The following is a 26,137-nucleotide window of genomic DNA, read 5'->3' as shown; positions in this document are numbered from 1 at the left end:
GGGTGATCCGTAACCACGCAGCTCTGGACCTTCCCGTACGTGACGCGCTGCCCGGTCTCTCCGCCGCTCTGGAGGGGCCGGGCAGCGCGGTGCTCTGCGCGCCGCCCGGCACGGGCAAGACGACGCTGGTGCCGCTGGCGCTCGCGGGCCTGGTCGACGTGCCGGGTGCCCATGACGGCGTACGTCGCGTCGTCGTCGCGGAGCCGCGCCGCATCGCCGCCCGGGCCGCCGCGCGGCGCATGGCGTGGCTGCTCGGCGAGCAGGTGGGCGAGAGCGTCGGCTACACGGTGCGTGGTGAGCGCGTGGTGGGCGCGCGCACGCGCGTGGAGGTCGTGACGACGGGTGTGCTGCTGCAGCGGTTGCAGCGGGACCAGGAGCTGGCCGGCGTGGACGTCGTCATCCTGGACGAGTGCCACGAGCGGCATCTGGACGCGGACACGGTGGCGGCGTTCCTGGTGGACGTGCGGGCCGCGCTGCGGCCCGAGCTGCGTCTGGTGGCGGCGTCGGCGACGACCGACGCGGAGGGCTGGGCGCGGATCCTCGGGGGTGCGCCCGTGGTGGAGGCGCGGGGCGTCGCGCACCCCGTGGAGGTCGTGTGGGCGCCGCCCCCGCGCGCGGTGCGGCCGCCGCACGGGATGCGGGTCGATCCGGCGCTGCTGACCCATGTGGCATCGGTGGTGCGCAGGGCGCTGGCCGAGCGGGACGGCGACGTCCTGTGTTTCCTGCCCGGGGTCGGTGAGATCGCGCGGGTCGCGGGGCAGCTGACGGGCCTCGGCGGGGTGGAGGTGCTGCAGGTGCACGGGCGGGCCCCGGCCGCGGTGCAGGACGCGGTGCTCGCCGGGCCGGACGGGCGGCGGGTGGTGCTCGCGACCTCCGTGGCGGAATCCTCGCTGACGGTGCCCGGGGTGCGGGTCGTCGTGGACTCGGGTCTCGCGCGGGAGCCGCGGGTCGATCACGCGCGCGGGCTGAGCGCGCTGGCGACCGTGCGGGCCTCGCAGGCGGCCGGGCGGCAGCGGGCGGGCCGCGCGGGGCGGGAGGCCCCGGGGGCGGTGTACCGGTGCTGGGCGGAGGCGGAGGACGGGCGTCTGCAGCGCTTTCCCGCGCCCGAGATCAAGGTGGCCGACCTCGCGGCGTTCGCGCTGCAGGCGGCGTGCTGGGGCGATCCTGACGCCTCCGGGCTCGCTCTCCTCGATCCCCCGCCGGGCGGCGCGATGGCGGCGGCGCGGGACGTCCTGGTGGCGGTGGGCGCGGTGGACGCGGGGTCGGGCCGTGCGACGGAGCGCGGCACGCGGATGTCGCGGGTGGGTCTGCATCCGCGCCTGGCGCGGGCCCTGCTGGACGCGGCGCCGCGCGTCGGTGCGCGCCGGGCGGCGGAGGCGGTGGCGCTGCTGAGCGAGGAGCCGCCCCGTGAGTACGGCGACGACCTCGCGGGTGCCTGGCGTGCGGCGCGGCGCGGCCAGGACGCCTACGGGGCGCGGTGGCGGACCGAGGCCCGGCGCCTCGCCTCGGCGGCGCCCGGTGGACCGGCCGAGGGCGGCGGCGAGGGGAGCGACGAGTTCGTCGCCGGTCTGGTGGCGGCCCTCGCGTTTCCGGAGCGGGTGGCCCGGAGCGTGGGCGGCGGGACGTATCTCATGGCGGGCGGGACCCGGGCGGAGGCGCGGCAGGGGTCCGCGCTGTCCGGTGCGCGGTGGCTGGCCGTGGCCGTGGCCGACCGGCCGGTGGGCGCGGGGCACGCGCGCGTGCTTCTCGCCGGGCACATCGACGAGGACGTCGCCCGCGGCGCCGCCGCGCCGCTGTACTCCGAGGGCGACGAGGTGGCCTGGGGCGACGGCGAGCTCGTGGCGCGGCACGTGGAGCGTCTTGGCGCCGTGGAGTTGACGGTGCGTCCCTTGAAGAAGCCCGATCCGCGTCTGGTGCGGGAGGCGCTGCTGACCGGTTTGCGGGAGGAGGGCACCGCACTGCTGAAGTGGTCGCGGGGTGCGCGGGAGCTGCGGGAGCGGCTCGCGTTCCTGCACCGCCATCTCGGGGTGCCCTGGCCCGACGTATCCGAGGACGCTCTCCACGCGCGCGTGGACGAATGGCTGGAGCCCGAGCTCTCCCGGGCGCGGCGCCGGGCCGACCTGGCGGGGATCGACGCCGGGCAGGCGCTGGGACGGCTCCTGCCGTGGGCGACGGGCGAGGCCGGCCGCCTGGACGAGCTCGCCCCCGAGCGCTTCGAGGTGCCGAGCGGGTCCAGGGTCCGGCTCGACTACTCCGACCCCGAACAGCCGGTGCTCGCCGTCAAGTTGCAGGAGATGTTCGGGCTCGCCGAGACGCCGAGGATCGCGGGCGGCCGCGTACCGGTGCTCGTGCACCTGCTGTCCCCCGCCGGGCGCCCCGTCGCCGTCACCGCGGACCTCGCCTCGTTCTGGCAGTCGGGCTACCGCGCGGTCCGCGCGGACCTGCGCGGCCGCTACCCGAAGCACCCGTGGCCGGAGGACCCTGCGACGGCCGAGCCGACCCGCTACACCAAGGCCCGCCAGGCGGGCCGGTCCTCCTAGGCGTCGACCGGTTCCGGGCTTCTAGGCGTTGACCGGTTCCGGTTCCGGGTCGTTCTCCGTCGTCGGGGTCGGGTCGTCGGGCCTGCGGCTGCGGGCCTCCAGCCAGAGGGAGAGGGCCAGCAGGAGGATGCCGAGGGTGAGGAAGCCCCAGGGGAGGTACGAGGTCAGCAGGAGGACGAGGACGCGCTGGGACTTGACCAGGTCGACGGTGTCCTTGATGTAGTCCTCGCGCATCTTCACGTGTCCGGAGAAGACGGTGACCTTGTCGCGGTCGCCCAGGAGCGTGCCGCCGCGCAGTTCGTTGTTCTGGATCTCCTCGCCGTAGACGGGTGCCCCGGTGGTCGGCTCGACCCAGAACTTGCGGACCGTGGTGTACCAGCGGGTGGTGCCGGTCTTGGCGAGGGACTCCGGAGTGATGCCCTTGACGGGCATCGTCTTCGGGAAGGGCACTTTGGTCCAGGGGATGGTCTGCTCGAAGTAGTAGACCTTCAGGCCGCGGAAGTTCTGGGTGCCCTTGTAGTGGATGGGCCGGGTGATACGGGCCTGCGCGTCGAAGTACTCGTAGTCCCGCTTCTCGGTCAGGAAGGGCCACTTGAACTCGATGCCCTCGCGCTTGACCGGGTCCCCGTCGACCGCCTCGCCCGTGGCGTGCACGGGTTCCTGGCTGTGCGCGTCGAAGATGTAGCGCTCGGGGATCTTGGAGACCATCTTGCCCTTGTCGTCCTGGACGTAGGAGAGGGTGTCCCAGACGACGACGTCACGGTCGGCACTTTCCTCGACCTTCTCGGAGGCCTCCACGTTGCCTTTGAGGGTCTGCACGATGGTGACCTTGTCGATTTTCTTGGCCTTCATGGAGCCGTAGTCGATGAGGGTCGGGTCGTCCGCCTCGAGGACCGTCTCCTGGTACTGGCTCGGCGGGATCTTCGCGAGCCGCGGGAAGGCGTACCAGCGCATGAGCGGAGACATGGCCGTGAAGAACACGGCGAAGGCGAGCAGGACGAGGCTGGCCTTGCGGCGCATCGCTGCGGCCCTCCCTACGTCTGTGGGTGCTTGGGGACCGTACGTCTATGGGTGTGCGGGGACGGTGGTGAGCAGCGGCTCGGGGGACGTCTCGCCGGACGGGGCGCCGATCGCCGTGACCGTCAGGACCAGGGCGAACGCGACGGCGAGGCCGGTAACGGCGGCGATGAGGGCGCGCATACGGGGCCTCCCGGTTCGGCTTGCGGCCGGAACTGATAGGGCGTCAGGGCGGGCACCGTAGCAACGGACGGGCGAGATGAGAACACGTTGCACAAACACCGACCGCCCCTCCGCCGTGGGTGGCGGAGGGGCGGTCGGGATGTGCGGTACCGGGCGCTAGGCGCTGGGAGACGCGCTCGGGGTGGTGCTCGGCGAGGCGCTCGCCGAGTCCGACGGGGTGGGTGTCGTGTCGGGCTCCGCCGCGTTCACCTTCAGCTCGACGGTGAGGATGCCGCCGCCGGCCGTGGCGATGCGCAGCAGATACGTGCCCGCCGCGTCGTCTGCGTAGATCCTCGGGAGCTTCAGCAGGCCGTTCGCGTCGGTCTTCAGGCCCTTGAGCATGCGGATCGGCTTGCCGTCCGCGCCCTTGAAGTAGGGGCCCTTGTCGTTGGCCGTCGCGTCCGACGCCGACGTGACCATCATGGCGGAGGCCGAGACGCCGCCGGCGGCCCTGCCCTTGTACGTCGCCTTGACCTCGACCCTGTCGGCGAACTCCTTGCCCGCCTCGCAGACGAGCGGCTTGTCGCTGGTCCTGGCGAGCGCGTCGGCCTGGCGCGCGGTGACCTCCGCGGCGAAGTCGACGCCCTGCACCGAGCGGCCCACGACCGTGGCCCGCACGGTGAACTTGCCGGCCTGCTCGCCCGCTTCGAGCACCGGGGCGGTGGCCTTGCCGGTGGAGCCCGTGGTGACGGTGACGCTCCTCGCGCCGCCGTCGAAGCGGGTGTCCGTGGCACCGGCGATCGTGAACTTCACCTTGACCCCGGACACGAAAGACCCCGACTTGGACAGCGCGCGCACCTCGACGCGCTCGGCGAAGGCGTCGCCCGCGGTCGCGGTGAGCGTGCCGGTCCCGGCGTTCGCCAGGTCGGCGACACGGTCGGCCGGCGAGGGGTCGGGGCGCTCGGGATCGCCACCGCCGTTCGGCGGGTCGGGCTTGTCGCTGCCGCCGTTGTTGCCACCGTTGTTGCCGCCGCCGTTGTTCCCGGGCTTCTCCTTCTCCGGCTTGGACGGCGGCGTGTACGACGGGGTGCTCGGCGTGATCGGGCTCGGGCTGACGCCCGGGAAGCGGCTGTCGCTGCGCTCGTCGGGCAGCACGCCCTTGCCGTCGGGAACCTCGTGGGTGCCCTTGCGGTAGAACTCCAGCCACGACAGGACCGTGTTCAGGTACTCCGTGGAGCGGTTGTAGCTCAGGATCGCCTTGTGCAGGTCGGCCTCGACGGAGAGGTCACGGCCGTTCGCGCACAGGTAGTGGGCCGCGGCGAGCGCCGCGTCGTAGATGTTGTTGGGGTCCTTCTTGCCGTCGTTGTTGCCGTCCCGGCCCGAGGTGGCCCACGTCGACGGGATGAACTGCATCGGCCCGACCGCGCGATCGTGCGTCACGTCACCGTCGTACGCGCCCTTGTCGGTGTCGGTGATCTTCGCGAAGCCGTTGCCGTTCAGGACCGGGCCGAGGATCGGCTTGAGCGTCGTGCCGCTCGCGTCGACGCGGCCGCCGCGGGCGTGGCCCGACTCGACCTTGCCGATCGCGGCGAGCAGCTGCCAGGGCAGGTTGCAGCCCGGCTTATCGGTGTTGAGCGCGGTCTCTGCCTTCTTGTACGCGTCGAGGACCGTGGCCGGGACGCCCGCCTCGGCCTTCCTGTCGCCGCCGCTCGGCGGGACGGGGCTCTGCAGGGGAGGCAGGTCGGTGTAGTACGGGGAGTCGCCGGTCGCGGAGTCACCGGACGGCGGCGGGGTGTCGGACGCGCCCGCCGCCTGCCCGTCACGCGGTACGTCCGTCACGCCCGGGGCCTGCGACGCGGCGAGGGCCGCCACCGCCGCCGCTGCCACCGCGGCGGTCACCGTTCCTCTGCGCAGCCGCCTGCCGAATACCGGCGCCATGACCGAGCCACCCCTCCCCTTTTGAAAACTGTCGCGCGCCGCCCCCACCCTCGTACACGCTCTGCCGCGCGTACACGCCTACCGTCGCACGCACGTACACCGAGTGGGTCGGCTCAGGCGACACTACGACAACTTGGCACGACCAGGCACCCGTTCGTGCCCGGTTTTTACCAGTTGGCCAGGACGCCGCGACAGCTCTGTTACGCGGCGGGGCCCGGGTCGTCGTCCTCGGCGGGCGCCGAGCCGTCCGGAACCTCGCTGATCTCGCTCTCCGGGGTCAGCTCCTGGCCGATCGCCCGGCCCTTGTGGAGGCCCCGGTGCACGGCCTGCGCGATGCGCTCGATGGTCCGTACGCCGTACGCCATCGACGGGTTGTCGTGCGAGAGGACGACGATGCGGTAGGTGCGGCCGCCGCCGGTGAACACGCCGACGCTGTGGACGCGCCAGCCGTGCGTGGCCCGCGGCAGCCAGCCGTTCTTGAGGTGGGCGCGGACGCCGCGGGGCATCCCCGCGGGCACCCCCCAGCGCTGGTCGCGCCGCACCTCGGCCATCTGCCGCAGCCCGTACGCCCGCGCACTCGGGCCGAGAATGCCCCGCACCCCGGTCAACACGTCGAGCAGCCGGGACTGGTCGGCCGCGGTGGTGCCGGTCAGGCCCCAACGGCCGTAGGTGCCGAGGGTGGTGGCCGTGGTGCCGACGCGGCGCAGGAAACGGGAGAGGTAGTGGTGGCCGAGGTCGTTCCACAGGCGCTGCGTCGCGTGGTTGTCCGAAGTGGTGATCATGGGGCGGATCCGTCGGCGCTCCCAGCCGGTGAGACCGCGGCGCCACTCCTGTGCGCGGCGCAGCGCCGCCTCCATCACCAGGACCTTGGCGACGCTCGCCGCGTCGTAGCGGCGCCGGCTCGCCAGCTCGCAGACGAGGCCGGTGCGGGAGTCGCGCACGGACAGGGAAACGGTGCCGGCTCTGGACGACAAAGCCGCCCTGATGTCCTTCGACATCCGGGCGGCGAGGGTGGGGTCACGGCCTGCCGTGCAGAGGTCCGCGCCCTGCAGGTCGCCGGCTGCGGCGGCGGTCGCCGGTATGGGCACCAGGAGGGCCGTGGTGATCGCCGCGGCGACAGCCGTCCGGCACTTTCGCAGGTGAGAGACCATGCGCTCATCCTGACCCCAGGCTCGGCCGGGGGTCGCTTTGCCGGGGGCCACGCGAGTGAGGGGGCGCGGCGCTGGGCTTTGGCGGACTCCCCTGCGTGGGGGCACGCCGCTGCGCGGGGGCCTGAGCGGACTCCACTGCGTGGGGCTTGAGCGGGTTCCTGCCCCTGCGCGGGGCTGCGTGGGGCACACGCCGCTGCGCGGCGCGGGGCGCGGGGGTTGGACGGTTGTGTTGCGGCTGCGGCGGGTCGGTGGTTGCTCGCGCAGTTCCCCGCGCCCCTAAAAACACCCCCCGCACCCGCCCTTGACCACGAGGCTCAGCCCCCGGGACAGGGGCGCGAGGAACTGCGCGAGCAACCACCACCAACCCGCACACACAAACCGGCAGCACCCGGCTGTCTCAGGGGCGCGGGGAACTGCGCGAGCACCACCCCGCACCCGCAGGTAGAAACCGGCAGACCCACGCACTCTCCCCAGGGGCGCGGGGAACTGCGCGAACAGCCCCCCAGCGGCCCGCAGGCAAACACCGGCAGGCCCACGCACTCCCCCCAGGGGCGCGAGGAACTGCGCGAGCAACCACCAGCGGCCCGCAGACACGAACCGGCAGACCCCGGCTGTCTCCAGGGGCGCGGGGAACTGCGCGAACAACCCCCAGCGGCCCGCAGGCACACACCGGCAGCCCCACGCCCTCTCCCCCAGGGACGCGGGGGAACTGCGCAAGCAGGAAGGCCCCCGGCACTCGCCGGGAAGGCCCCCGTTCCGCCGCCCGCCAGGGCTAGTGCGCCGCCGACTCCCAGTCGCGCCCCACACCCACCGAAACATCCAGCGGCGCCCGCAGGGCCACCGCCCCCGCCATTTCCCTGCGGACCAGCTCCTCCACCCGGTCCCGCTCGCCCGGAGCGATCTCCAGGACGATTTCGTCGTGGACCTGCAGCAGCATGCGGGAGTCGAGCTTCGCCGCGGTGAGCGCCCCGTGCACGTTCAGCATGGCGATCTTGACGATGTCCGCCGCCGTGCCCTGGATCGGCGCGTTCAGAGCCATGCGCTCGGCCATCTCGCGCCGCTGGCGGTTGTCGCTGTTGAGGTCGGGGAGATAGCGGCGGCGACCGAGCATCGTCTCGGTGTAACCCGTGGCGCGGGCCTCGTCGACCGCGCGGCGGAGGTAGTCCCGGACTCCGCCGAACCGTTCGAAGTACGTGTCCATCAGTGCGCGCGCCTCGCCCGCCTCGATGTTCAGCTGCTGGGAGAGGCCGAACGCGGACAAGCCGTACGCCAAGCCGTACGACATCGCCTTGATCTTGCGGCGCATCTCCGCGTCGACGGCGGAACCGTCGACGTTGAACACCTGGGAGGCGACCGTCGTGTGCAGGTCCTCGCCGGACGTGAACGCCTCGAGGAGGCCCTCGTCCTCGGAGAGGTGCGCCATCACGCGCAGCTCGATCTGGCTGTAGTCCGCGGTCATGAGGGACTCGAAGCCCTCGCCGACGACGAAGCCGCGGCGGATCGCCCGGCCCTCGTCCGTGCGGACCGGGATGTTCTGCAGGTTCGGGTCGGTGGAGGAGAGCCGGCCCGTCGCCGCCACCGTCTGGTTGAAGGTGGTGTGGATGCGGCCGTCCGCGGCGATCGCCTTGATCAGGCCCTCGACGGTGACGCGCAGCTTCGCCTGCTCGCGGTGGCGGAGCATGATGACCGGCAGCTCGTTCTCCGTCTGGGCGGCGAGCCAGGCCAACGCGTCCGCGTCCGTGGTGTACCCGGTCTTCGTCTTCTTCGTCTTGGGGAGGTTCAGCTCGCCGAAGAGGACTTCCTGGAGCTGCTTGGGCGAGCCCAGGTTGAACTCGTGGCCCGCCGCGGCGTGCGCCTCCTTCACGGCCTGCTGCACCGCGCCCGCGAACTGCTGCTCCATCGACTCCAGGTGCGCGCGGTCCGCCGCGATGCCGTGCCGCTCCAGGCGGGCCAGGAGCGCGGAGGTGGGCAGCTCGATGTCGGCGAGCAGGTCGCTCGCGCCGACCTCCGTCAGCTTCTCGCCGAAGGCCGTGCCCAGGTCGAGGATGGTGCGGGCCTGCGACATCAGGGAGTCGGCCTCGGCCCGGTCGTCCTCCTCCGTGCCGAAGGCGAGCTGTCCGTCGGCGGCGGAGGCGGGCGCCAGCTCACGGCCCAGGTACTCCAGGGACAGCGCGTCGAGGGCGAAGGAGCGCCGGCCCGGCTTCACGAGATACGCGGCGAGGGCCGTGTCCATCGTGACGCCGTCCACCGTCCAGCCGTGCTCGGGGAAGACCCGCATCGCGCCCTTGGCGTTGTGCATGACCTTCGGCTTGGTGGGGTCGGAGATCCAGGCCGCGAAGGCGTTCTCGTCGGCCTCGTCCAGTGTCGCCGGGTCGAACCAGGCGGCCGCTCCGCCGGCGGCGGCAAGGGCGACCTCGGTGACCGTGCCCGTCCCGAGCTGCCAGGTGTCGACCGTGGCGAGCCCGAGGACCGCCTTGCCGTGCTCGGCCAGCCACGGGGCGAGCTCACCCGCACCGAGCACCGCGCCGTCCAGCTCCACACCGGGCTCGGCCGGGGTCTGCTCGGCCTCCTCGGCGCCCGGGTCGACGGCGAGCAGCCGCTCCCGCAGCGAGGGGTTACGGATCTCCAGGGTGTCCAGGACCATCGCGAGCGCCGTACGGTCATATGCCGCGCGCTCCAAGTCGGTGACCGTCTTGGGCAGTTCGACGTCGCGCACCATCTCGGTCAGGCGGCGGTTGAGCTTGACCGCCTCCAGGTGGTCGCGGAAATTCTGCCCGGCCTTGCCCTTGACCTCCTCGGCCCGCTCGACGAGGTCGGCGAACGAACCGAACTGGTTGATCCACTTCGCGGCCGTCTTCTCACCGACACCGGGGATGCCCGGGAGGTTGTCGGACGGGTCGCCGCGCAGCGCCGCGAAGTCGGGGTACTGGCTGGGGGTGAGGCCGTACTTCTCGAAGACCTTCTCCGGGGTGAAGCGCGTCAGCTCCGAGACGCCCTTCGTCGGATACAGCACCGTCACATGGTCGGTGATCAGCTGGAAGGAGTCACGGTCGCCCGTGACGATCAGCACGTCGAAGCCGGCCGCCTCCGCCTGCGTGGCCAGCGTCGCGATGACGTCGTCCGCCTCGAAGCCGTCCACCGCGAAGCGCACCGCGTGCATCGCGTCGAGCATCTCTCCGATCAGCTCGACCTGGCCCTTGAACTCGTCCGGGGTCTTGGAGCGATTCGCCTTGTACTCCGGGAACTCCTCGGAGCGCCACGTCTTGCGGGACACGTCGAACGCCACCGCGAAGTGCGTGGGTGCCTCGTCGCGCAGCGTGTTCGCCAGCATCGACGCGAAGCCGTAGATCGCGTTCGTCGGCTGGCCCGTCGCCGTCGTGAAATTCTCCGCGGGCAGCGCGAAGAACGCCCGGTACGCCAAGGAGTGCCCGTCCATGAGCATCAGGCGCGGGCGCTGCTCACCGCCCGCCGTCCTGCCCTTCGTCGCCGCGGTCTCGGACTTCTTCTTCGATGCTGTTTCTGCCACGTCCCCGATCCTGCCACGCCCCACCGACAGTCCGGTCCCACGCGGCCCCGCCCCCCGGCGTTGTCACCGTCGCGTGGGAGGATCGGAGACGTAGCTCACGTACGTGCTCGAAGGGGAGCCGACCATGGCAAGCAAGCCGCCCAAGGGCGATCCGGTCCAGGACGCGCCGCAGGTCGCCGAGGTCCAGCACGCGGCCGCGGGACTGCCCGCCATCGGTCACACCCTGCGCGCGGCACAGCAGCAGATGGGCGTGCGCCGCACCGCCCTCACCCTGCTCCGCGTCAATCAGAAGGACGGCTTCGACTGCCCCGGCTGCGCCTGGCCCGAGCCGGACCACCGCCACAAGGCGGAGTTCTGTGAGAACGGCGCGAAGGCCGTCGCCGAGGAAGCCACCCTGCGCCGCGTCACCCCCGACTTCTTCGCCGCGCACCCCGTCGCCGACCTCGCCACCCGCAGTGGGTACTGGCTGGGACAGCAGGGCCGCATCACCCACCCCATGTATCTCGCGGAGGACGCCGAGCGGTACGAGCCGGTCTCCTGGGAGCGGGCCTTCGACATCATCGCCGAGGAGATCGCGGCGCTCGACTCCCCCGACGAGTCCGTCTTCTACACCTCGGGCCGCACCAGCAACGAGGCGGCGTTCCTGTATCAGCTGTTCGCCCGCGAGCTCGGCACGAACAACCTCCCCGACTGTTCGAACATGTGCCACGAGTCGTCCGGCTCGGCGCTCACCGAGACGCTCGGCGTCGGCAAGGGCAGCGTCCTCCTGGAGGACCTCTACAAGTCGGACCTGATCATCGTCGCCGGGCAGAATCCGGGCACGAACCACCCGCGCATGCTCTCCGCCCTGGAGAAGGCCAAGAACAACGGCGCGAAGATCATCACGGTCAACCCGCTGCCCGAGGCCGGCCTGGAGCGCTTCAAGAACCCGCAGACCGCACAGGGCATGCTCAAGGGCACCGCCCTCACCGACCTCTTCCTGCAGATCCGCCTCGGCGGCGACCAGGCCCTCTTCCGCCTCCTCAACAAACTCATCCTGGAGACGGAGGGCGCCGTCGACGAGGAGTTCGTCCGCGAACACACCCATGGCTACGAAGAGTTCGTCCGGGCCGCCCGGGACGCCGACTGGGACGACACCCTCAAGGCCACCGGCCTGGACCGCGACCGCATCGAGGAAGCCCTCGCCATGGTCCTCGCCTCGAAGCGCACCGTCGTGTGCTGGGCGATGGGACTCACCCAGCACAAGCACGCCGTCCCCACCATCCGCGAGGTCGTCAACTTCCTCCTGCTCCGCGGCGACATCGGCCGCCCCGGCGCCGGCGTCTGCCCGGTGCGCGGCCACTCGAACGTGCAGGGTGACCGCACGATGGGCATCTTCGAGCGCCCCGCGCCCGCCTTCCTCGACGCCCTGGAGAAGGAGTTCGGCTTCGCGCCGCCCCGCCACCACGGCCTGGACGTCGTCCGCGCCATCAAGGCCCTGCGCGACGGCGAAGCGAAGGTGTTCTTCGCGATGGGCGGCAATTTCGTCGCCGCCTCCCCCGACACGGACGTCACCGAAGCCGCCATGCGCCGCGCACGCCTCACCGTGCACGTCTCGACGAAGCTCAACCGCTCGCACGCCGTGACCGGCGCCCGCGCCCTGATCCTGCCCACACTGGGCCGCACCGAGCGCGACCTCCAGGGCAGCGGCGAGCAGGTCGTCACCGTCGAGGACTCCATGGGCATGGTGCACGCCTCACGCGGCCGCCTGGAGCCCGCCAGCAAGCATCTGCTCTCCGAGCCCGCCATCGTCTGCCGCCTGGCCCGCCGCGTCCTCGGCAGCGCCTCGCGCACGCCCTGGGAGGAGTTCGAGAAGGACTACTCCACCGTGCGCGACCGCATCGCGCGCGTGGTCCCCGGCTTCGAGGACTTCAACGCGAAGATCGCCCGCCCCGGCGGCTTCACCCTGCCGCACGCCCCGCGCGACGAGCGCCGCTTCCCCACCGCCACCGGCAAGGCCAACTTCACCGCGGCCCCCGTCGAATACCCCGCCGTCCCGAAGGGACGGCTGCTGCTGCAGACCCTGCGCTCCCACGACCAGTACAACACCACGATCTACGGCCTCGACGACCGCTACCGCGGCATCAGGAACGGCCGCCGCGTGGTCCTCGTCCACCCGGACGACGCCGCGGAGCTCGGCCTCGCCGACGGGACGTACACCGACCTCGTCAGCGAGTGGCAGGACGGCGTGGAGCGCCGCGCGCCGGGCTTCCGCGTCGTGCACTACCCGACAGCCCGCGGCTGCGCCGCCGCGTACTACCCGGAGACCAACGTCCTGGTGCCGCTGGACGCCACCGCGGACACCAGCAACACCCCTGCCAGCAAGTCCGTCGTCGTACGCCTGGAACAATCACCGCTCGACTGAGCGTTTGCTCAGCGACAGGTGACGCGTGTGACGACGAACGAACGGAGCCGGGCCCCATGGGTGAGCAGCACAGCGTGAAGTTCCCGCAGGAGGTCATCGACGAGTACGCCTCGCTGGGGGTCGATCTGCCCTCCCTGTTCTCGGCGGGACACCTCGGCACCCGCATGGGCGTGCAGGTCTTGGAGGCCTCGGCGGAGCGCGTCGTCGGCACGATGCCGGTCGAGGGCAACACCCAGCCGTACGGCCTGCTGCACGGCGGCGCCTCCGCGGTCCTCGCGGAGACCCTCGGCTCGGTCGGCGCGATGCTGCACGGCGGCGTGCACAAGCTCGCCGTCGGCGTCGACCTGAACTGCACGCACCACCGCGGCGCCCGCTCCGGCCTGGTCACCGGCGTGGCGACGCCCGTCCACCGGGGCCGCTCCACGGCGACGTACGAGATCGTGATCAGCGACGAGCAGGGCAAGCGGGTGTGCAGCGCACGCCTGACGTGCATGCTGCGGGACGCCGGCCCCGCGGCCGCGGGCGCGGCGGGCTGACCCAGAGGGTCCGGCGGGCGGGGAGGGCACGCGGGCCGGTCGAGGGCGCTCCACCGGGGGTGCTCGGACGAGGCCGGCGCTCGAACGGGGGCGCACGCGACGCGCGGCACCCGGGCGGGGGCCCACGCGAGGCGGGGTCCTCGGACGAGGGCGCACGCGACGCGAGGCGCCCGGGCCAGGGCGCACGCAATGCGCGGCACTCGGACGGGGGCCCACGCGAGGCGGGGTCCTCGGACGAGGGCGCACGCGACGCGAGGCGCCCGGGCCAGGGCACACGCAATGCGCGGCACTCGGACGGGGGCCCACGCGAGGCGGGGTCCTCGGACGAGGGCGCACGCGAGGCGGGGCCCTCAGACAAGGGCGCACGCGACGCGAGGCGCCCGGACCAGGGCACACGCAACGCGCGGCACTCGGACCAGGGCACACGCAACGCACGGCGCTCAGACCGGTACCCACGCGACGCGAGGCCTCGGACGAGGGCGCACGCAACGCGCGGCACCCGGACCAGGGCACACGCAACGCGCGGCGCCCGGACCAGGGCGCTGGAAAGGGAGGCCTGGGCGAAGGCGCGTCGACAAGGTGGGCCCGTGCACTGTCGGAGTGTGGGGCTCCGGTCTAGCGTCGGCGCATGAGGCACCGGATATCGCTCTGTGCGCTCGCCCTCGCCACCACCCTCACCGCCCCCGCCGCCACCGGATGCGGAAGCCCCGCCTCCGACGGTCCCGCCGCCTCCGTCGGTTCCCGCAGCCCCGGTAGCCCCGGTAGCCCCGACAGCTCCGGCAGCCCCGGCGCGGCCCCCGGCACCACCTCCCCCGCCGACCTCTGCACCACGATCATCACCAAGTGGGCCCGGCAGATCTACGACTCGGGTGACACGACCTACGGCGATTACCAGTCGATGGGTCTGTCGAACGGGCAGTACATGATCCTGCGCGACGTCCTGGACGCCGCGCGCGCCGAGCGCAGACGCGAATCGGCCGCTGCCGGACGGGAGTTGATCGTGCGTCAGGTCCGCGAGCGGTGCGCGGAGCGCCACCGCGACGGCGGGCCGAGCGGCGGGCCGTGGACGTGAACGCCATCGGTCCCGTGGAGCCGGGCGAGGACACCTACGACCACGCGTCCGCCCCGCCGCGCCCGGCCCGGCCGGACCCGCGCAGGCTCCGCCACCGTCGCATCACACTCGCCGGTACCGCGGCCGCGCTCACCGGTGCCGCCGGCCTGAGCCTCTACCTCACCCGTCCGGAACCCCCGCCCGCACCGCCCCCGCCCTGGCCGTCGCAGAGCGTGTCGGTGACGTACACGGGCGAGATGTCGCGCCCCGCGGCCGGGGACCGGAACTTCACTTTCGCCGTGACGCTCACCCAGGAGTCCGGACCGCCGGTGACCGTCCGCCGGGTCGGCCAGCCCTCCGCGGCCCTTTCGATCAGCACCTCTCCGCCCACCCCTTTCGCGGTCAAAACGGGATCACCCCGGAAGTTGATCATCAGGATGCACATTCGCGAATGTGGAGAAGTGCCCCGGAACGCCGGACTCCCTTTCCTGGAAGTAACACTGCGTAATACGCGTGCAAACGAGAGGCAGAGTTACATCCTGGGTCCGGAATACGCGAATGATCTTTCCGGCGCCCTCACGGCCGCATGCCCTCGAGCACCACTGTCATGAGTGAAACAGCATTACAGTCCTGCAGGTTGCGCTGGGGATTCTCAGCATGCGGATACGTCGAGATCCACCGAACAAGGCCATATTCAGCCCCAACCGCCCCCCGTGTTCCAGCCCGGAATACTCCGTGGCATAACAAGAGCGTCACAGCCTTGGTCCGACCACTCCACCAAGAACAAAGCCGCCCTTAGAGTCACGGCCAGTCACCGCGCCCACCGGATTCCTGTCAGTTCGGTTCCGCGCTCGACTCGGCATCCCAACAAGGGACAGCCGTGCCAGGGGAAAGGACTGATCGTGCGTCAACGTTCGCTCATAGCCATCACCGCTGCACTCACCGCGGGGGCTCTCACCCTCACCGCCTGTGGCTCGCGCGACGACAAGGACGACGGGGACGAGGGTGGCGGCGGCACCACCGTGGTCATCGGCGTCGACGCGCCACTGACCGGCGAGCTCTCCGCGCTGGGCCTCGGCATCCGCAACTCCGTCGACCTCGCCACCAAGCAGGCCAACGAGAAGAACTACGTCGACGGCGTCAAGTTCAAGATCGAAGCCCTCGACGACCAGGGCCAGCCCTCGTCCGGCCAGACGAACGCCACCAAGCTCGTCGCCGACAAGGACGTCCTCGGCGCCGTCGGCCCTCTGAACTCCTCTGTCGCCGAATCGATGCAGAAGGTCTTCGACGACGCGAAACTCGTCCAGGTCTCGCCCGCCAACACCAACCCCGCCCTCACCCAGGGCCCGGACTGGAACGGCGGCAAGAAGGAACGCCCGTACAAGTCCTACTTCCGTACGGCCACCACGGACGCGATCCAAGGACCCTTCGCGGCCCAGTACCTGTACAACAAGGCCAAGAAGAAGAAGGTCTTCGTCGTCGACGACAAGAAGACCTACGGGGCCGGACTCGCGGCCACCTTCAAGGACGAGTTCACCAAACTCGGCGGCAAGGTCGTCGGCACCGAACACATCAATCCGGACACCAAAGACTTCGGCGCCGTCGCCACCAAGATCCGAAACTCGGACGCCGACCTCGTCTACTACGGCGGCGAATACCCGCAGGCCGGACCCCTCAGCAAGCAGATGAAGCAAGCCGGCTCCAAAGCTCCCCTGGTCGGCGGCGACGGCATCTACAGCGCCGACTTCATCAAACTCTCCGGCAAACAGGGCATCGGCGACTACGCCACCTCCGTCGGCCAGCCCGTCGAGGAACTCCCCTCCGCCAAGGAGTTCATCGCCAACTACAAGAAAGCCGGCTTCAAGGAGGCCTACGAAGCCTACGGCGGCTACTCCTACGACAGCGCCTGGGCCATCATCGAAGCCGTCAAGAAGGTCGTCGACGACAACGACGGCAAACTCCCCGACGAGCCCCGCGCCAAGGTCATCGACGCCATGAAGGGCGTCTCCTTCGACGGCGTCACCGGCAAGGTCTCCTTCGACGAATTCGGCGACGCCACCAACAAGCAGCTCACCGTCTACCAGGTCAAGACCACCGACCCGAAGACCGGCTGGAAGCCCGTCGAATCCGGCACATACACCGGGAGCAACTGACCCTCCCGGCCCGTAGCCCACACGACAACCCGCGCGGGGCGCCGCAGACAAGCGCCCCGCGCGGCGTCGCATCCGTCGCTCGAAAGACTCGGAGGACCTGCGGTGCACGAACTGCCGCAACAGCTGGTCAACGGCCTGCTACTGGGATCCATGTACGGCCTCATCGCCATCGGCTACACAATGGTCTACGGCATCGTCCAGCTCATCAACTTCGCCCACGGCGAGATCTTCATGACCGGCGGATTCGGCGCCCTCACCGTCTGGATCTGGCTCCCCGCCGACACCAGCATGTGGGCCGCCGTCCCCCTCATGCTCATAGGCGCCATCTTCGTCTCCACCACCATCGCCGTCGGCGCCGAACGCTTCGCCTACCGGCCCCTGCGCGAAGCGCCACGCCTCGCCCCGCTCATCACCGCCATCGGACTCTCCCTCGCCCTCCAGCAGGCCGTCTGGGCCTGGTACCCCGAGGCGAAGTCCGCCCGCTCCTTCCCCGAACTGCCCGGCGGCTCCATCCACATCGGCTCCGTCACCATGCAGCCCGGTGACGTCTTCCTGCTCGTCGCCGCACCCATCTGCATGGTCGCCCTCGGCTACTTCGTCATGAAGACCCGCATCGGCCGCGGCATGCAGGCCACCGCGCAGGACCCCGACACCGCCAAGCTCATGGGGATCAACACCGACCGCGTCATCGTCGTCGCCTTCGCCATCGGCGCCGCCTTCGCCGGCATCGCCGCCGTCGCCCGCGGACTCAAGTACGGCCAGATCGACTTCCGCATGGGATTCATCCTCGGCCTCAAGGCGTTCACCGCGGCCGTCCTCGGCGGCATCGGCAACATCTACGGCGCCATGATCGGCGGCGTCGTCCTCGGCCTCGCCGAATCCATGGCCACCGCCTACATCAACGACGTACCCGGCATGGACAAGCTCGGCGGCCAGTCCTGGGCCGACGTCTGGGCGTTCGTACTCCTCATCGTCGTCCTCCTCGTCAGGCCCCAAGGCCTCCTCGGCGAGCGCGTCGCGGACAGGGCGTGACAACCATGACCACACACACCACAGCAGCCGACCAGCCGCACAAGGACAAGCCCGCCACCGGCCTCCTCCCCATCCCGGTCGGCCCCGCCCGCGCCCTCGCCACCGGCGGCGGCATCCTCACCATCGTCTCCGCCTTCCTCGCCTGGACCTGGACCGCCCGGTTCCCCGGCGACCTCACCGTCTACGGCTACCCCGGCGGCCTCCAATGGCTCGTCCTCATCGCCGGCGCCCTCACCACCCTCTACGGACTCGCCTCCTACGGCACCAAGGGCCTGCGCGCCCTCGCCCCCGCCGGAGCCGACGCCGCCCTCAAATACGCCGCGCTCGCCGCCTTCGCCACCACCTGGTACACGATCTTCGCCATCGCCAAGAAGCTCGGCGGACTCGCCAACCTCGAACCCGGCGGCTGGATCGCGGGCATCGCCACCCTCGTCGCCCTCACCGGCGCCCTCGCCCTGCCCTTCACCCGACCGCACACCTACCCGGTCGACGAAGAGGACAGCGGCTGGGAACAGTTCAAACACCGCGCACGCAACGCCCGCACCATCGTCAAGGGCGCCTTCGCCGCGGACACCCCGGCCCCGCCCCGCAAGCTCAACTCGTACCTCGAGATCCTGATCATCGTCGCGGCCCTCGCCACCGGCCTGCTCGTCTTCACCTACGGCATCGGCACCGAGTACGACGAGCTCTTCATCGGGTTCCTCATCACCGTCGGCCTCGGCTTCGCCGCACTCGCCAAAGCAGGGCTCGTCGCACAGGTCTCCGTCTACACCGCACGCCACCGCAACATCACCCTCATCGGCGCGTTCCTCGCCGCCGCCGCGTTCCCCTTCACCCAGAGCGACGACCAGTACGCCACCATCGGCGTCTACATCCTGATCTTCGCCACCGTCGCCCTCGGCCTGAACATCGTCGTCGGCCTCGCGGGCCTCCTCGACCTCGGATACGTCGCCTTCCTCGGCGTCGGCGCCTACGCCGCGTCCATGGTCTCCGGATCCCCCGCCTCACCCTTCGACGTCCACCTGCCGTTCTGGGCCGCCATCCTCGTCGGCGCGGGGGCCTCCCTCGTCTTCGGTGTCATCATCGGCGCCCCCACGCTCCGGCTGCGCGGCGACTACCTCGCCATCGTCACCCTCGGCTTCGGCGAGATCTTCCGCATCGCCGCCAACAACTCCGACGGCTCCTCCGGACCCGACATCACCAACGGCTCCAACGGCATCTCGTCCGTCCCGAACCTGAAGATCTTCGGCTTCGACTTCGGACTGGAACACAGCATCGCGGGCTTCACCATCGGCCGCTTCGCGAACTACTTCTTCCTGATGCTGCTCATCACCCTCGTGGTGGTCCTCGTCTTCCGCCGCAGCGGGGACTCCCGCATCGGCCGCGCCTGGGTCGCCATCCGCGAGGACGAGACCGCCGCGCTCGCCATGGGCATCAACGGCTTCCGCGTCAAACTCATCGCCTTCGCCCTCGGCGCCTCCCTCGCCGGACTCGCCGGCACCGTCCAGGCCCACGTGACCTACACCGTCACGCCCGAGCAGTACCAGTTCGCCAACTCCGTACCACCCAACTCCGCCTTCCTCCTGGCGGCCGTGGTCCTCGGCGGCATGGGCACCATCAGCGGACCCCTCGTCGGCGCCGCACTGCTCTACCTCATCCCGAACAAGCTCCAGTTCCTCGGCGACTACCAGCTGTTCGCCTTCGGACTCGCCCTCGCGCTCCTCATGCGCTTCCGCCCCGAAGGCCTCATCCCCAACCGCCGCCGCCAGCTCGAATTCCACGAATCCGAGCTCCCGCCCGGCGAGACGCCGCCACCCGCAGTCCTCAGCAAGACGGGGGTCTGACCCATGACCACGGACACGACGAAGAAGGACCCCACACCGGCCGCCCCGGCCGGCGAGACCGTCCTCGACGCCCGCGGCGTCACCATGCGCTTCGGCGGCCTCACCGCCGTACGCTCCGTCGACCTCACCGTCAACACCGGCGAAATCGTCGGCCTCATCGGACCCAACGGAGCCGGCAAGACCACGTTCTTCAACTGCCTCACCGGCCTGTACATCCCCACCGAGGGCGAGGTCCGCTACAAAGGCACCGTCCTGCCCGCGAAATCCTTCAAGGTCACCGCCGCGGGCATCGCCCGGACCTTCCAGAACATCCGCCTCTTCGCCAATATGACGGTCCTGGAGAACGTGCTGGTCGGCCGCCACACGCGGACGAAGGAAGGCCTCTGGTCGGCGCTCCTGCGCGGCCCCGGATTCCACAAGGCGGAAGCCGCGTCCAAGGCCCGCGCCATGGAACTCCTCGAATTCGTCGGCCTCGCCGAGAAAGCCGAACACCTCTCGCGCAACCTCCCCTACGGAGAGCAGCGCAAGCTGGAGATCGCCCGCGCACTGGCGAGCGAGCCGGGACTCCTCCTGCTCGACGAACCCACCGCCGGCATGAACCCCCAGGAAACCCGCGCCACCGAGGAACTCGTCCTCGCCATCCGCGACATGGGCATCGCCGTCCTCGTCATCGAGCACGACATGCGCTTCATCTTCAACCTCTGCGACCGCGTCGCCGTCCTCGTCCAGGGCGAGAAACTCGTCGAAGGATCCAGTGAGACGGTCCAACAGGACGACCGCGTCATCGCCGCCTACCTCGGCGAGCCCTTCGAGGAGAACAACAAATGACCGCACTCCTTGAGGTCGAGGACCTCCGCGTCGCCTACGGCAAGATCGAAGCCGTCAAAGGCATCAGCTTCAAGGTCGAGGCGGGCGAAGTCGTCACCCTGATCGGCACGAACGGCGCGGGCAAGACGACCACGCTCCGGACCCTGTCCGGACTGCTCAAGCCGGTGGGCGGCTCGATCAAGTTCAACGGAAAGCCGCTGCGCAAATACCGCGCCGACCAGATCGTGGCCCAGGGCCTCGCCCACTCCCCCGAAGGCCGCCACATCTTCCCCCGCATGACCATCGAGAACAATCTCCGCCTCGGCGCCTATCTCCGCTCCGACAAGGCGGGCATCGAAAAGGACATCCAGCGGGCGTACGAACTCTTCCCCATCCTCGGAGAACGGAAGAAACAGGCCGCGGGCACGCTGTCGGGCGGCGAGCAGCAAATGCTGGCGATGGGCCGCGCCCTGATGTCCCAGCCCAAGCTGCTCATGCTCGACGAGCCCTCCATGGGGCTCTCGCCGATCATGATGCAGAAGATCATGGCGACCATCGCCGAGCTCAAGGCCAACGGCACGACGATCCTCCTCGTCGAACAGAACGCCCAGGCCGCGCTGTCGCTGGCCGACCACGGCCATGTCATGGAGGTCGGCAGGATCGTCCTCTCCGGCACGGGGGGCGACCTCCTGCACGACGAGTCCGTGCGGAAGGCGTACCTGGGCGAGGACTGAGCACGTCGCTCTGGCATACGAGGAGGCCCGCACCCCGATCGCAGGGTGCGGGCCTCCTCGTATCACCGTCGCGGGCGGTCAGCCCTTCGACGCCTTCTTCTCCTCGGCGTCCTCGATGACGGCCTCCGCGACCTGCTGCATCGAAAGACGGCGGTCCATCGACGTCTTCTGGATCCACCGGAACGCGGCGGGCTCCGTCAGGCCGTACTCCGTCTGCAGGATCGACTTCGCCCGGTCGACCAGCTTCCGGGTCTCAAGGCGCTGCGAGAGGTCCGCGACCTCCTTCTCCAGCGCCTTCAGCTCCGTGAACCGCGAGACGGCCATCTCGATCGCCGGGACGACGTCGCTCTTGCTGAACGGCTTCACGAGGTACGCCATCGCGCCGGCGTCGCGGGCCCGCTCGACGAGGTCGCGCTGCGAGAACGCGGTGAGCATGAGGACGGGGGCGATGGACTCCTCGGCGATCTTCTCGGCCGCGGAGATGCCGTCGAGGACGGGCATCTTCACATCGAGGATCACCAGGTCCGGCCGGTGCTCGCGGGCCAGCTCGACGGCCTTCTCACCGTCACCGGCCTCGCCCACGACGCTGTAGCCCTCTTCCTCCAGCATCTCTTTGAGGTCGAGCCGGATCAGGGCCTCGTCCTCGGCGATGACGACACGGGTCGTCACCGGAGGCACGTGCGACTGGTCGTCGTCGTCCGACGCGTCGGTGGGCTGGGGCGACTCGGGGGCGGTCACGGGGGCTCCTCGTTGCGGGGCAGGCTACTGCTTGCCCTGAGCCTACCTAGCTCCTGTATGTTTAGGGCACGGCGGCTCCCCGTTAGCCTTCGTTCTGAAGGATGCCCCGGTAGCCCAGCGGTAGAGGCAGTGGTCTCAAACACCATCCAGCGTGGGTTCGAATCCCACCCGGGGCACTTTTCCTACGATTCGAAGGTCACGCTCCGGACCTGGATCCCTTCCTTCTCGTGAAGATCCGCTCCCCGCTGACATCCGTTATTCGCTGTCGTCCTCGCCGATGTGGTGGACGCGCACCAGGTTCGTCGAGCCCGAGACTCCCGGTGGGGAGCCGGCCGTGATGACGACCACGTCGCCCTTTTCGCAGCGGCCGATCTTCAGGAGCAGCTCGTCGACCTGGTCGACCATCGCGTCGGTGGAGTCGACGTGCGGGCCGAGGAAGGTTTCCACGCCCCAGGTGAGGTTGAGCTGGGAGCGGGTGGCCTTGTCGGGGGTGAAGGCGAGGAGCGGGATGGGTGAGCGGTAGCGGGAGAGGCGGCGGACCGTGTCGCCGGACTGGGTGAAGGCGACCAGGAACTTGGCGCCGAGGAAGTCGCCCATCTCGGCGGCGGCGCGGGCGACGGCGCCGCCCTGGGTGCGGGGCTTGCTGCGTTCCGTCAGCGGGGGCAGGCCCTTCGCGAGGATGTCCTCCTCCGCCGCTTCGACGATGCGGCCCATCGTCTTGACCGTCTCGATGGGGTATTTGCCGACGCTGGTCTCGCCGGACAGCATCACGGCGTCGGTGCCGTCGATGACGGCGTTGGCGACGTCGCTCGCCTCGGCCCTGGTGGGGCGGGAGTTGTCGATCATCGAGTCGAGCATCTGCGTGGCGACGATGACGGGTTTGGCGTTGCGCTTGGCGAGTTTGATGGCGCGCTTCTGGACGATGGGGACTTGTTCGAGGGGCATTTCGACGCCGAGGTCGCCGCGGGCGACCATGATGCCGTCGAAGGCGGCGACGATGTCCTCGATGTTGTCGACGGCCTGCGGCTTTTCGACCTTGGCGATGACGGGGAGGCGGCGGCTCTCTTCGTCCATGATGCGGTGGACGTCTTCGATGTCGCGTCCGCTGCGGACGAAGGAGAGGGCGATGACGTCGCATCCTGAACGCAGGGCCCAGCGGAGGTCTTCCTCGTCCTTGTCGGAGAGGGCGGGGACGGAGACGGCGACGCCGGGGAGGTTGAGGCCCTTGTGGTCGGAGACCATGCCGCCCTCGATGACGGTGGTGGTGACGCGGGGCCCGTCGACCGCTGTGACCTCGAGCGTCACTTTGCCGTCGTCGACGAGAATGCGTTCGCCGGTGGTGACGTCGGCCGCGAGGCCGTCGTAGGTGGTGCCGCAGAGGTGTCGGTCGCCTTCGATGCCGTCTTCGACGGTGATGGTGAACTCATCGCCGCGTTCGAGTAGTACGGGTCCTTCGCGGAAGCGGCCGAGGCGAATCTTCGGGCCTTGAAGGTCGGCGAGGATGCCGACGCTGCGGCCGGTCTCCTCGGAGGCCTTTCGCACGCGCTGGTAGCGCTCCTCGTGTTCGGCGTGGGTGCCGTGGCTGAGGTTGAAGCGGGCGATGTCCATTCCGGCTTCGACCAGTGCCTTGATCTGGTCGTACGAGTCGGTGGCGGGTCCCAGGGTGCAGACGATTTTTGCTCGGCGCATGGTTCGAGCCTAGGGCTTACCGGCCGGTAGAGAATTGGTCGGGGGTGACTACTCAACAACCTTTGCATGAAGGGTTATTGACAAGTGTTGAATTGTGCGGGGCGCCGCTCCGATGAGCGATTCCGGGCGTCACCCGGGCACGTCCATGCGCTGCGTGCCGACGACCGAGAGCAGGCGCAGTGCCTCCTCGGACGGTGAGCCGGGGACGGCGGTGTAGATGACGACGCGCTGGTCCCGGTCGGCGATGTCGAGGACGTCGCACCTGACGGCGACCGTTCCGACGAGGGGGTGTTCGAAGGTCTTGCACAGGGTGGGGCGGTCGGTCACGTCGTGGGCGGCCCACAGCCGGGCGAACTCCTCGCTGCCCGCGAGGAGTTCCTCGACCAGGCCGGTCACCTCCGGGTCGTCGGGGTAGCGGGCCGCGGCCGCGCGCAGGTGCTGTACGGAGGTCCGGGCGAACTCCTCGGCGTCCGAGACGCCGTACAGCCGTCGGCCGTGCCGGTGGGGAGTGAGGAAGGTGCGCCGGATGAGGTTCCGCTCGCGCGGAGGCAGGGCGGAGAAGTCCTCCATGAGGGCGGCCGCCAGCGGGTTCCAGGCGATGACCTCGTACGTCGCCGAGAGGACGACCGCCGCGGCCTCCGGCAGCCGGTGCAGCAGGTCGACGATGCTCTGCCGCACCTCCCGGGAGGGCCCGGGCGGCGGGGCGGGCGACAGTCCGGCCAAGTGGTGCAGGTGGTCGCGCTCGACGTCCGACAGGCGCAGGGCGCGGCCGATCTGGGCCAGGACCTCGCGGGAGGGGTGCGGGGCGCGGGCCTGTTCCAGGCGCGCGTAGTACTCGGGCGAGATGAAGGCGAGCTGTGCCACCTCCTCGCGGCGCAGGCCGGGGGTGCGGCGGCGTGTCCCCGCGGGCAGTCCCACGTCGGCGGGGGTGATCCGCGCGCGCCTGCTGCGCAGGAAGTCGCCAAGCTCTTCTCGTACTCGTCGGTCCACGTGACCAGTGTGTACCGGTGCCGCGGCGCCCAGCCAGGCACTGCTGGTGCCTGGCTGGGCGGGCCGGACGGCCGCAGGCTCGACGGCATGAACAACGCCATGAACAACGCCGTGGACCACACCATGAACGACATCATCACCAACGACGCCACCAGAAAAGACCCGTCCGCCTCGGCCTCGGGGCTGCTCGCCGGGAAGGTCGCCTTCGTCACCGGGGCCGGTCGCGGCATCGGTGCCGCCGCGGCGCGGCTGTTCGCCGCGGAGGGTGCCCGGGTGGTTCTCGCGGCGCGCTCGGAGGACCAGCTCAAGGCGGTGGCCGAGGAGATCCGGGCGGCGGGCGGCGTCGCGGACCACGCGGTGTGCGACCTGGCCGACCCGGCGAGCGTGCGGGGCGCGGTCGACCGCGCCGTCGAGTTGTACGGCCGGCTCGACGTCGCCTTCAACAATGCCGCGACGGGCCAGCCGCCCGGCCCGCTGGACGAGTTGTCGGAGGCCGATTTCGACCGTCTGTACGCCGTCAACCTGAAGGGCCCGTGGGTGGCGATGTCGGCCGAGATCGCGGCGATGCGTGCGACGGCGGGACGCGGGGCCATCGTCAACACGTCCAGCGTGGGCGCTCTGATGGCCAATCCGCAGCTGCCCGCGTACGGGGCGTTGAAGCGGGCGTTGAACAGTCTGACGGAGTCGGCGGCGGCCACGTACGGCCCTGAGGGGATCCGTGTGAACGCCGTCGCGCCCGGCACCACGCTCACCGAGTTGCTGTTCGAGTGGGACGAGCGGGCTCCCGGCACGGTCGACGCGCTCAACGCGCGGACGCCGCTGGGCCGTGCCGCCGAGCCGCGGGAGATCGCCGAGGCCGCCGCGTGGCTCCTGAGCGACCGCGCCTCCTATGTCACCGGCGTGGTCCTGCGGGTCGACGGGGGCATGCTGGCCTGAGGCCCGTTCATGCCAGGCGCGGCGGCACGAGGGTGAAGCGGGCGTTGACCTGGGCGTAGACGTGCTGGCGTTGCGGTTCGAGGTCGAGGGGGGCCGCGTCCTCCTCGAAGTCGGGTGCGCCTCCGTAGGCGGCGGCCGCGCGCATGCCGCCGGCGGGGCCGCCGTAGCCGTGCAGGGGGGCCGGTTGCTCGGCGTCGATGTCGGCGAGTTCGACGAGGGCGGCGAGGTCGGTGCCGAGTGCTTCGGCGTATTCGCGGGCGCGTTGGACGGCTTCGCGGACCGCTTGTCGGCGGGCGTCGCGGTGGGTGGGCGAGTCGGGGCGCAGGGCCCACCAGGGGCCTTCGACGCGGGTGAGGTCGAGGTCGGCGAGGCGGGTGGTGAGTTCGCCGAGGGCGGTGAAGTCGGTGAGTTCGGCGGTGGTGTGGACGCGGCCGTGGTAGGCGCGGACGCGTTCGCCGCGGCCGTGTTTCGTCAGTTCGGGGTTGATGGTGAAGGTGCCGGTCTCGAGGATGGTGACGGCTTCGCCGTAGGTCTTGATGAGGTCGAGGGCGGTGGTGTTGCGGCGGGTGAGGTCGTTGAGGGTGTCGCGGCGGTCGGTGCCACGGGCGGTGACGGTGACGGTGATGCGGGCGATTTCGGGGTCGGCTTCGAGGTGTGCTTCGCCGCGGACGGCGAGGCGGGGCGCGTCGGGGGTGCCGTAGGGCGCGGGCGTCGGGGTGGGGGTGGCGGAGTCCATGGCGCCACTTTCGCATCGGGGTGTGGCACCGGACAGTCATCGGATCGAAACCTGGGGGGTCTGTTGCGGGGGCGGTGGCCGGGGCCAGAATCTACGCGCGTTACATGCATCACCCGCGTTGCACGCGTCCTACGTGTCGCACGCGTCGCTTCG

Annotated in this window: 20 protein-coding genes and 1 tRNA gene; 11 read left to right on the top strand and 10 right to left on the bottom strand. The window is 70.6% G+C overall.

Annotation, left to right across the window (positions count from 1 at the left end; all coding sequences use genetic code 11):
- The first annotated feature begins 2 nt into the window (after positions 1 to 2).
- Positions 3 to 2,540: an ATP-dependent helicase HrpB gene (hrpB, locus tag ACZ56E_RS30260; RefSeq protein WP_471218970.1), complete on the top strand. Its 2,538-nt coding sequence runs from the start codon at positions 3 to 5 to the stop codon at positions 2,538 to 2,540.
- A gap of 21 nt (positions 2,541 to 2,561) precedes the next feature.
- Here the strand turns inward: hrpB and pgfA are convergent, their stop codons facing one another.
- The 5 genes from pgfA to polA all read right to left on the bottom strand — a co-directional run bounded on the left by pgfA (position 2,562) and on the right by polA (position 10,334).
- On the bottom strand, positions 2,562 to 3,560 hold the full coding sequence (gene pgfA, locus ACZ56E_RS30255; RefSeq protein WP_471218968.1) for a cell envelope lipid trafficking protein PgfA: 999 nt from the start codon (positions 3,558 to 3,560) through the stop codon (positions 2,562 to 2,564).
- Between the two features lie 45 nt (positions 3,561 to 3,605).
- A complete protein-coding gene (locus tag ACZ56E_RS30250; protein WP_471218966.1) occupies positions 3,606 to 3,740 on the bottom strand; it encodes an SPW_0924 family protein in 135 nt (44 codons plus the stop codon).
- 156 nt (positions 3,741 to 3,896) lie between these two features.
- Complete coding sequence (locus ACZ56E_RS30245) at positions 3,897 to 5,657, bottom strand: lytic transglycosylase domain-containing protein (protein ID WP_471218964.1); 1,761 nt, start codon at positions 5,655 to 5,657, stop codon at positions 3,897 to 3,899.
- Between the two features lie 200 nt (positions 5,658 to 5,857).
- Positions 5,858 to 6,808: a serine hydrolase gene (locus tag ACZ56E_RS30240; RefSeq protein WP_471218963.1), complete on the bottom strand. Its 951-nt coding sequence runs from the start codon at positions 6,806 to 6,808 to the stop codon at positions 5,858 to 5,860.
- 772 nt (positions 6,809 to 7,580) lie between these two features.
- Positions 7,581 to 10,334, bottom strand: a complete 2,754-nt coding sequence (gene polA / locus ACZ56E_RS30235) for a DNA polymerase I (RefSeq protein WP_471218961.1) — start codon at positions 10,332 to 10,334, stop codon at positions 7,581 to 7,583.
- A 124-nt stretch (positions 10,335 to 10,458) separates the two neighbouring features.
- Here polA and ACZ56E_RS30230 point away from each other — a divergent pair, with 124 nt between their 5' ends.
- The 3 genes from ACZ56E_RS30230 (at position 10,459) to ACZ56E_RS30220 (ending at position 14,346) form a co-directional block, all read left to right on the top strand.
- On the top strand, positions 10,459 to 12,738 hold the full coding sequence (locus tag ACZ56E_RS30230) for an FdhF/YdeP family oxidoreductase (protein ID WP_471218959.1): 2,280 nt from the start codon (positions 10,459 to 10,461) through the stop codon (positions 12,736 to 12,738).
- A 56-nt stretch (positions 12,739 to 12,794) separates the two neighbouring features.
- Positions 12,795 to 13,274 carry a PaaI family thioesterase gene (locus tag ACZ56E_RS30225; RefSeq protein ID WP_468609736.1) on the top strand — a complete coding sequence of 160 codons (480 nt, stop codon included), beginning with the start codon at positions 12,795 to 12,797 and terminating at the stop codon, positions 13,272 to 13,274.
- Between the two features lie 628 nt (positions 13,275 to 13,902).
- Positions 13,903 to 14,346: a hypothetical protein gene (locus ACZ56E_RS30220; protein ID WP_471218956.1), complete on the top strand. Its 444-nt coding sequence runs from the start codon at positions 13,903 to 13,905 to the stop codon at positions 14,344 to 14,346.
- Positions 14,347 to 14,500: 154 nt separating this feature from the next.
- Here the strand turns inward: ACZ56E_RS30220 and ACZ56E_RS30215 are convergent, their stop codons facing one another.
- The gene (locus ACZ56E_RS30215; protein ID WP_471218954.1) at positions 14,501 to 14,704 is read right to left on the bottom strand and encodes a hypothetical protein; all 204 of its coding nucleotides are present in this window, start codon (positions 14,702 to 14,704) and stop codon (positions 14,501 to 14,503) included.
- 523 nt (positions 14,705 to 15,227) lie between these two features.
- On the opposite strand from ACZ56E_RS30215, the gene ACZ56E_RS30210 reads away from it, so the two are divergent.
- The 5 genes from ACZ56E_RS30210 (at position 15,228) to ACZ56E_RS30190 (ending at position 20,895) form a co-directional block, all read left to right on the top strand.
- Positions 15,228 to 16,478 (top strand): branched-chain amino acid ABC transporter substrate-binding protein, encoded by a 1,251-nt coding sequence (locus tag ACZ56E_RS30210; RefSeq protein WP_471218952.1) that lies wholly within the window; start codon positions 15,228 to 15,230, stop codon positions 16,476 to 16,478.
- A gap of 102 nt (positions 16,479 to 16,580) precedes the next feature.
- Positions 16,581 to 17,510, top strand: a complete 930-nt coding sequence (locus ACZ56E_RS30205) for a branched-chain amino acid ABC transporter permease (protein ID WP_468609744.1) — start codon at positions 16,581 to 16,583, stop codon at positions 17,508 to 17,510.
- A gap of 5 nt (positions 17,511 to 17,515) precedes the next feature.
- The gene (locus tag ACZ56E_RS30200; RefSeq protein ID WP_471218949.1) at positions 17,516 to 19,354 is read left to right on the top strand and encodes a branched-chain amino acid ABC transporter permease; all 1,839 of its coding nucleotides are present in this window, start codon (positions 17,516 to 17,518) and stop codon (positions 19,352 to 19,354) included.
- Between the two features lie 3 nt (positions 19,355 to 19,357).
- Positions 19,358 to 20,182: an ABC transporter ATP-binding protein gene (locus ACZ56E_RS30195; protein ID WP_471218946.1), complete on the top strand. Its 825-nt coding sequence runs from the start codon at positions 19,358 to 19,360 to the stop codon at positions 20,180 to 20,182.
- Positions 20,179 to 20,895 carry an ABC transporter ATP-binding protein gene (locus tag ACZ56E_RS30190; protein WP_468328134.1) on the top strand — a complete coding sequence of 239 codons (717 nt, stop codon included), beginning with the start codon at positions 20,179 to 20,181 and terminating at the stop codon, positions 20,893 to 20,895. The genes ACZ56E_RS30195 and ACZ56E_RS30190 overlap by 4 nt, the downstream gene beginning before the upstream one ends.
- Positions 20,896 to 20,973: 78 nt before the next feature.
- Here ACZ56E_RS30190 and ACZ56E_RS30185 read toward each other — a convergent pair whose 3' ends face one another.
- Positions 20,974 to 21,633 (bottom strand): ANTAR domain-containing response regulator, encoded by a 660-nt coding sequence (locus ACZ56E_RS30185; protein WP_365356649.1) that lies wholly within the window; start codon positions 21,631 to 21,633, stop codon positions 20,974 to 20,976.
- Positions 21,634 to 21,736: 103 nt separating this feature from the next.
- Between ACZ56E_RS30185 and ACZ56E_RS30180 the strand changes: the two genes are divergently transcribed.
- Positions 21,737 to 21,809 (top strand) — tRNA-Leu (locus ACZ56E_RS30180).
- 79 nt (positions 21,810 to 21,888) lie between these two features.
- Here ACZ56E_RS30180 and pyk read toward each other — a convergent pair.
- The gene (gene pyk / locus ACZ56E_RS30175; protein WP_468609750.1) at positions 21,889 to 23,322 is read right to left on the bottom strand and encodes a pyruvate kinase; all 1,434 of its coding nucleotides are present in this window, start codon (positions 23,320 to 23,322) and stop codon (positions 21,889 to 21,891) included.
- A gap of 129 nt (positions 23,323 to 23,451) precedes the next feature.
- The gene (locus ACZ56E_RS30170; RefSeq protein ID WP_471218943.1) at positions 23,452 to 24,312 is read right to left on the bottom strand and encodes a helix-turn-helix transcriptional regulator; all 861 of its coding nucleotides are present in this window, start codon (positions 24,310 to 24,312) and stop codon (positions 23,452 to 23,454) included.
- Between the two features lie 123 nt (positions 24,313 to 24,435).
- On the opposite strand from ACZ56E_RS30170, the gene ACZ56E_RS30165 reads away from it, so the two are divergent.
- Positions 24,436 to 25,248, top strand: a complete 813-nt coding sequence (locus ACZ56E_RS30165; RefSeq protein WP_471219327.1) for an SDR family NAD(P)-dependent oxidoreductase — start codon at positions 24,436 to 24,438, stop codon at positions 25,246 to 25,248.
- Positions 25,249 to 25,255: 7 nt separating this feature from the next.
- Here the strand turns inward: ACZ56E_RS30165 and ACZ56E_RS30160 are convergent, their stop codons facing one another.
- Positions 25,256 to 25,984 carry an SIMPL domain-containing protein gene (locus tag ACZ56E_RS30160; protein WP_471218941.1) on the bottom strand — a complete coding sequence of 243 codons (729 nt, stop codon included), beginning with the start codon at positions 25,982 to 25,984 and terminating at the stop codon, positions 25,256 to 25,258.
- Positions 25,985 to 26,137: the final 153 nt, after the last annotated feature.

Source organism: Streptomyces sp. NPDC039480 (genome assembly GCF_055597165.1).
This window is presented reverse-complemented; position numbering and strand designations above follow the sequence as displayed.

Coding starts and splice junctions, on each gene's coding strand:
- ACZ56E_RS30160 (WP_471218941.1), bottom strand. CDS start 25,984: ATGGACTCCGCCACCCCCACCCCGACGCCCGCGCCCTACGGCACCCCC.
- pyk (WP_468609750.1), bottom strand. CDS start 23,322: ATGCGCCGAGCAAAAATCGTCTGCACCCTGGGACCCGCCACCGACTCG.
- ACZ56E_RS30245 (WP_471218964.1), bottom strand. CDS start 5,657: ATGGCGCCGGTATTCGGCAGGCGGCTGCGCAGAGGAACGGTGACCGCC.
- ACZ56E_RS30250 (WP_471218966.1), bottom strand. CDS start 3,740: ATGCGCGCCCTCATCGCCGCCGTTACCGGCCTCGCCGTCGCGTTCGCC.
- ACZ56E_RS30225 (WP_468609736.1), top strand. CDS start 12,795: ATGGGTGAGCAGCACAGCGTGAAGTTCCCGCAGGAGGTCATCGACGAG.
- ACZ56E_RS30240 (WP_471218963.1), bottom strand. CDS start 6,808: ATGGTCTCTCACCTGCGAAAGTGCCGGACGGCTGTCGCCGCGGCGATC.
- pgfA (WP_471218968.1), bottom strand. CDS start 3,560: ATGCGCCGCAAGGCCAGCCTCGTCCTGCTCGCCTTCGCCGTGTTCTTC.
- ACZ56E_RS30165 (WP_471219327.1), top strand. CDS start 24,436: ATGAACGACATCATCACCAACGACGCCACCAGAAAAGACCCGTCCGCC.
- ACZ56E_RS30220 (WP_471218956.1), top strand. CDS start 13,903: ATGAGGCACCGGATATCGCTCTGTGCGCTCGCCCTCGCCACCACCCTC.
- ACZ56E_RS30195 (WP_471218946.1), top strand. CDS start 19,358: ATGACCACGGACACGACGAAGAAGGACCCCACACCGGCCGCCCCGGCC.
- ACZ56E_RS30190 (WP_468328134.1), top strand. CDS start 20,179: ATGACCGCACTCCTTGAGGTCGAGGACCTCCGCGTCGCCTACGGCAAG.
- ACZ56E_RS30230 (WP_471218959.1), top strand. CDS start 10,459: ATGGCAAGCAAGCCGCCCAAGGGCGATCCGGTCCAGGACGCGCCGCAG.
- ACZ56E_RS30200 (WP_471218949.1), top strand. CDS start 17,516: ATGACCACACACACCACAGCAGCCGACCAGCCGCACAAGGACAAGCCC.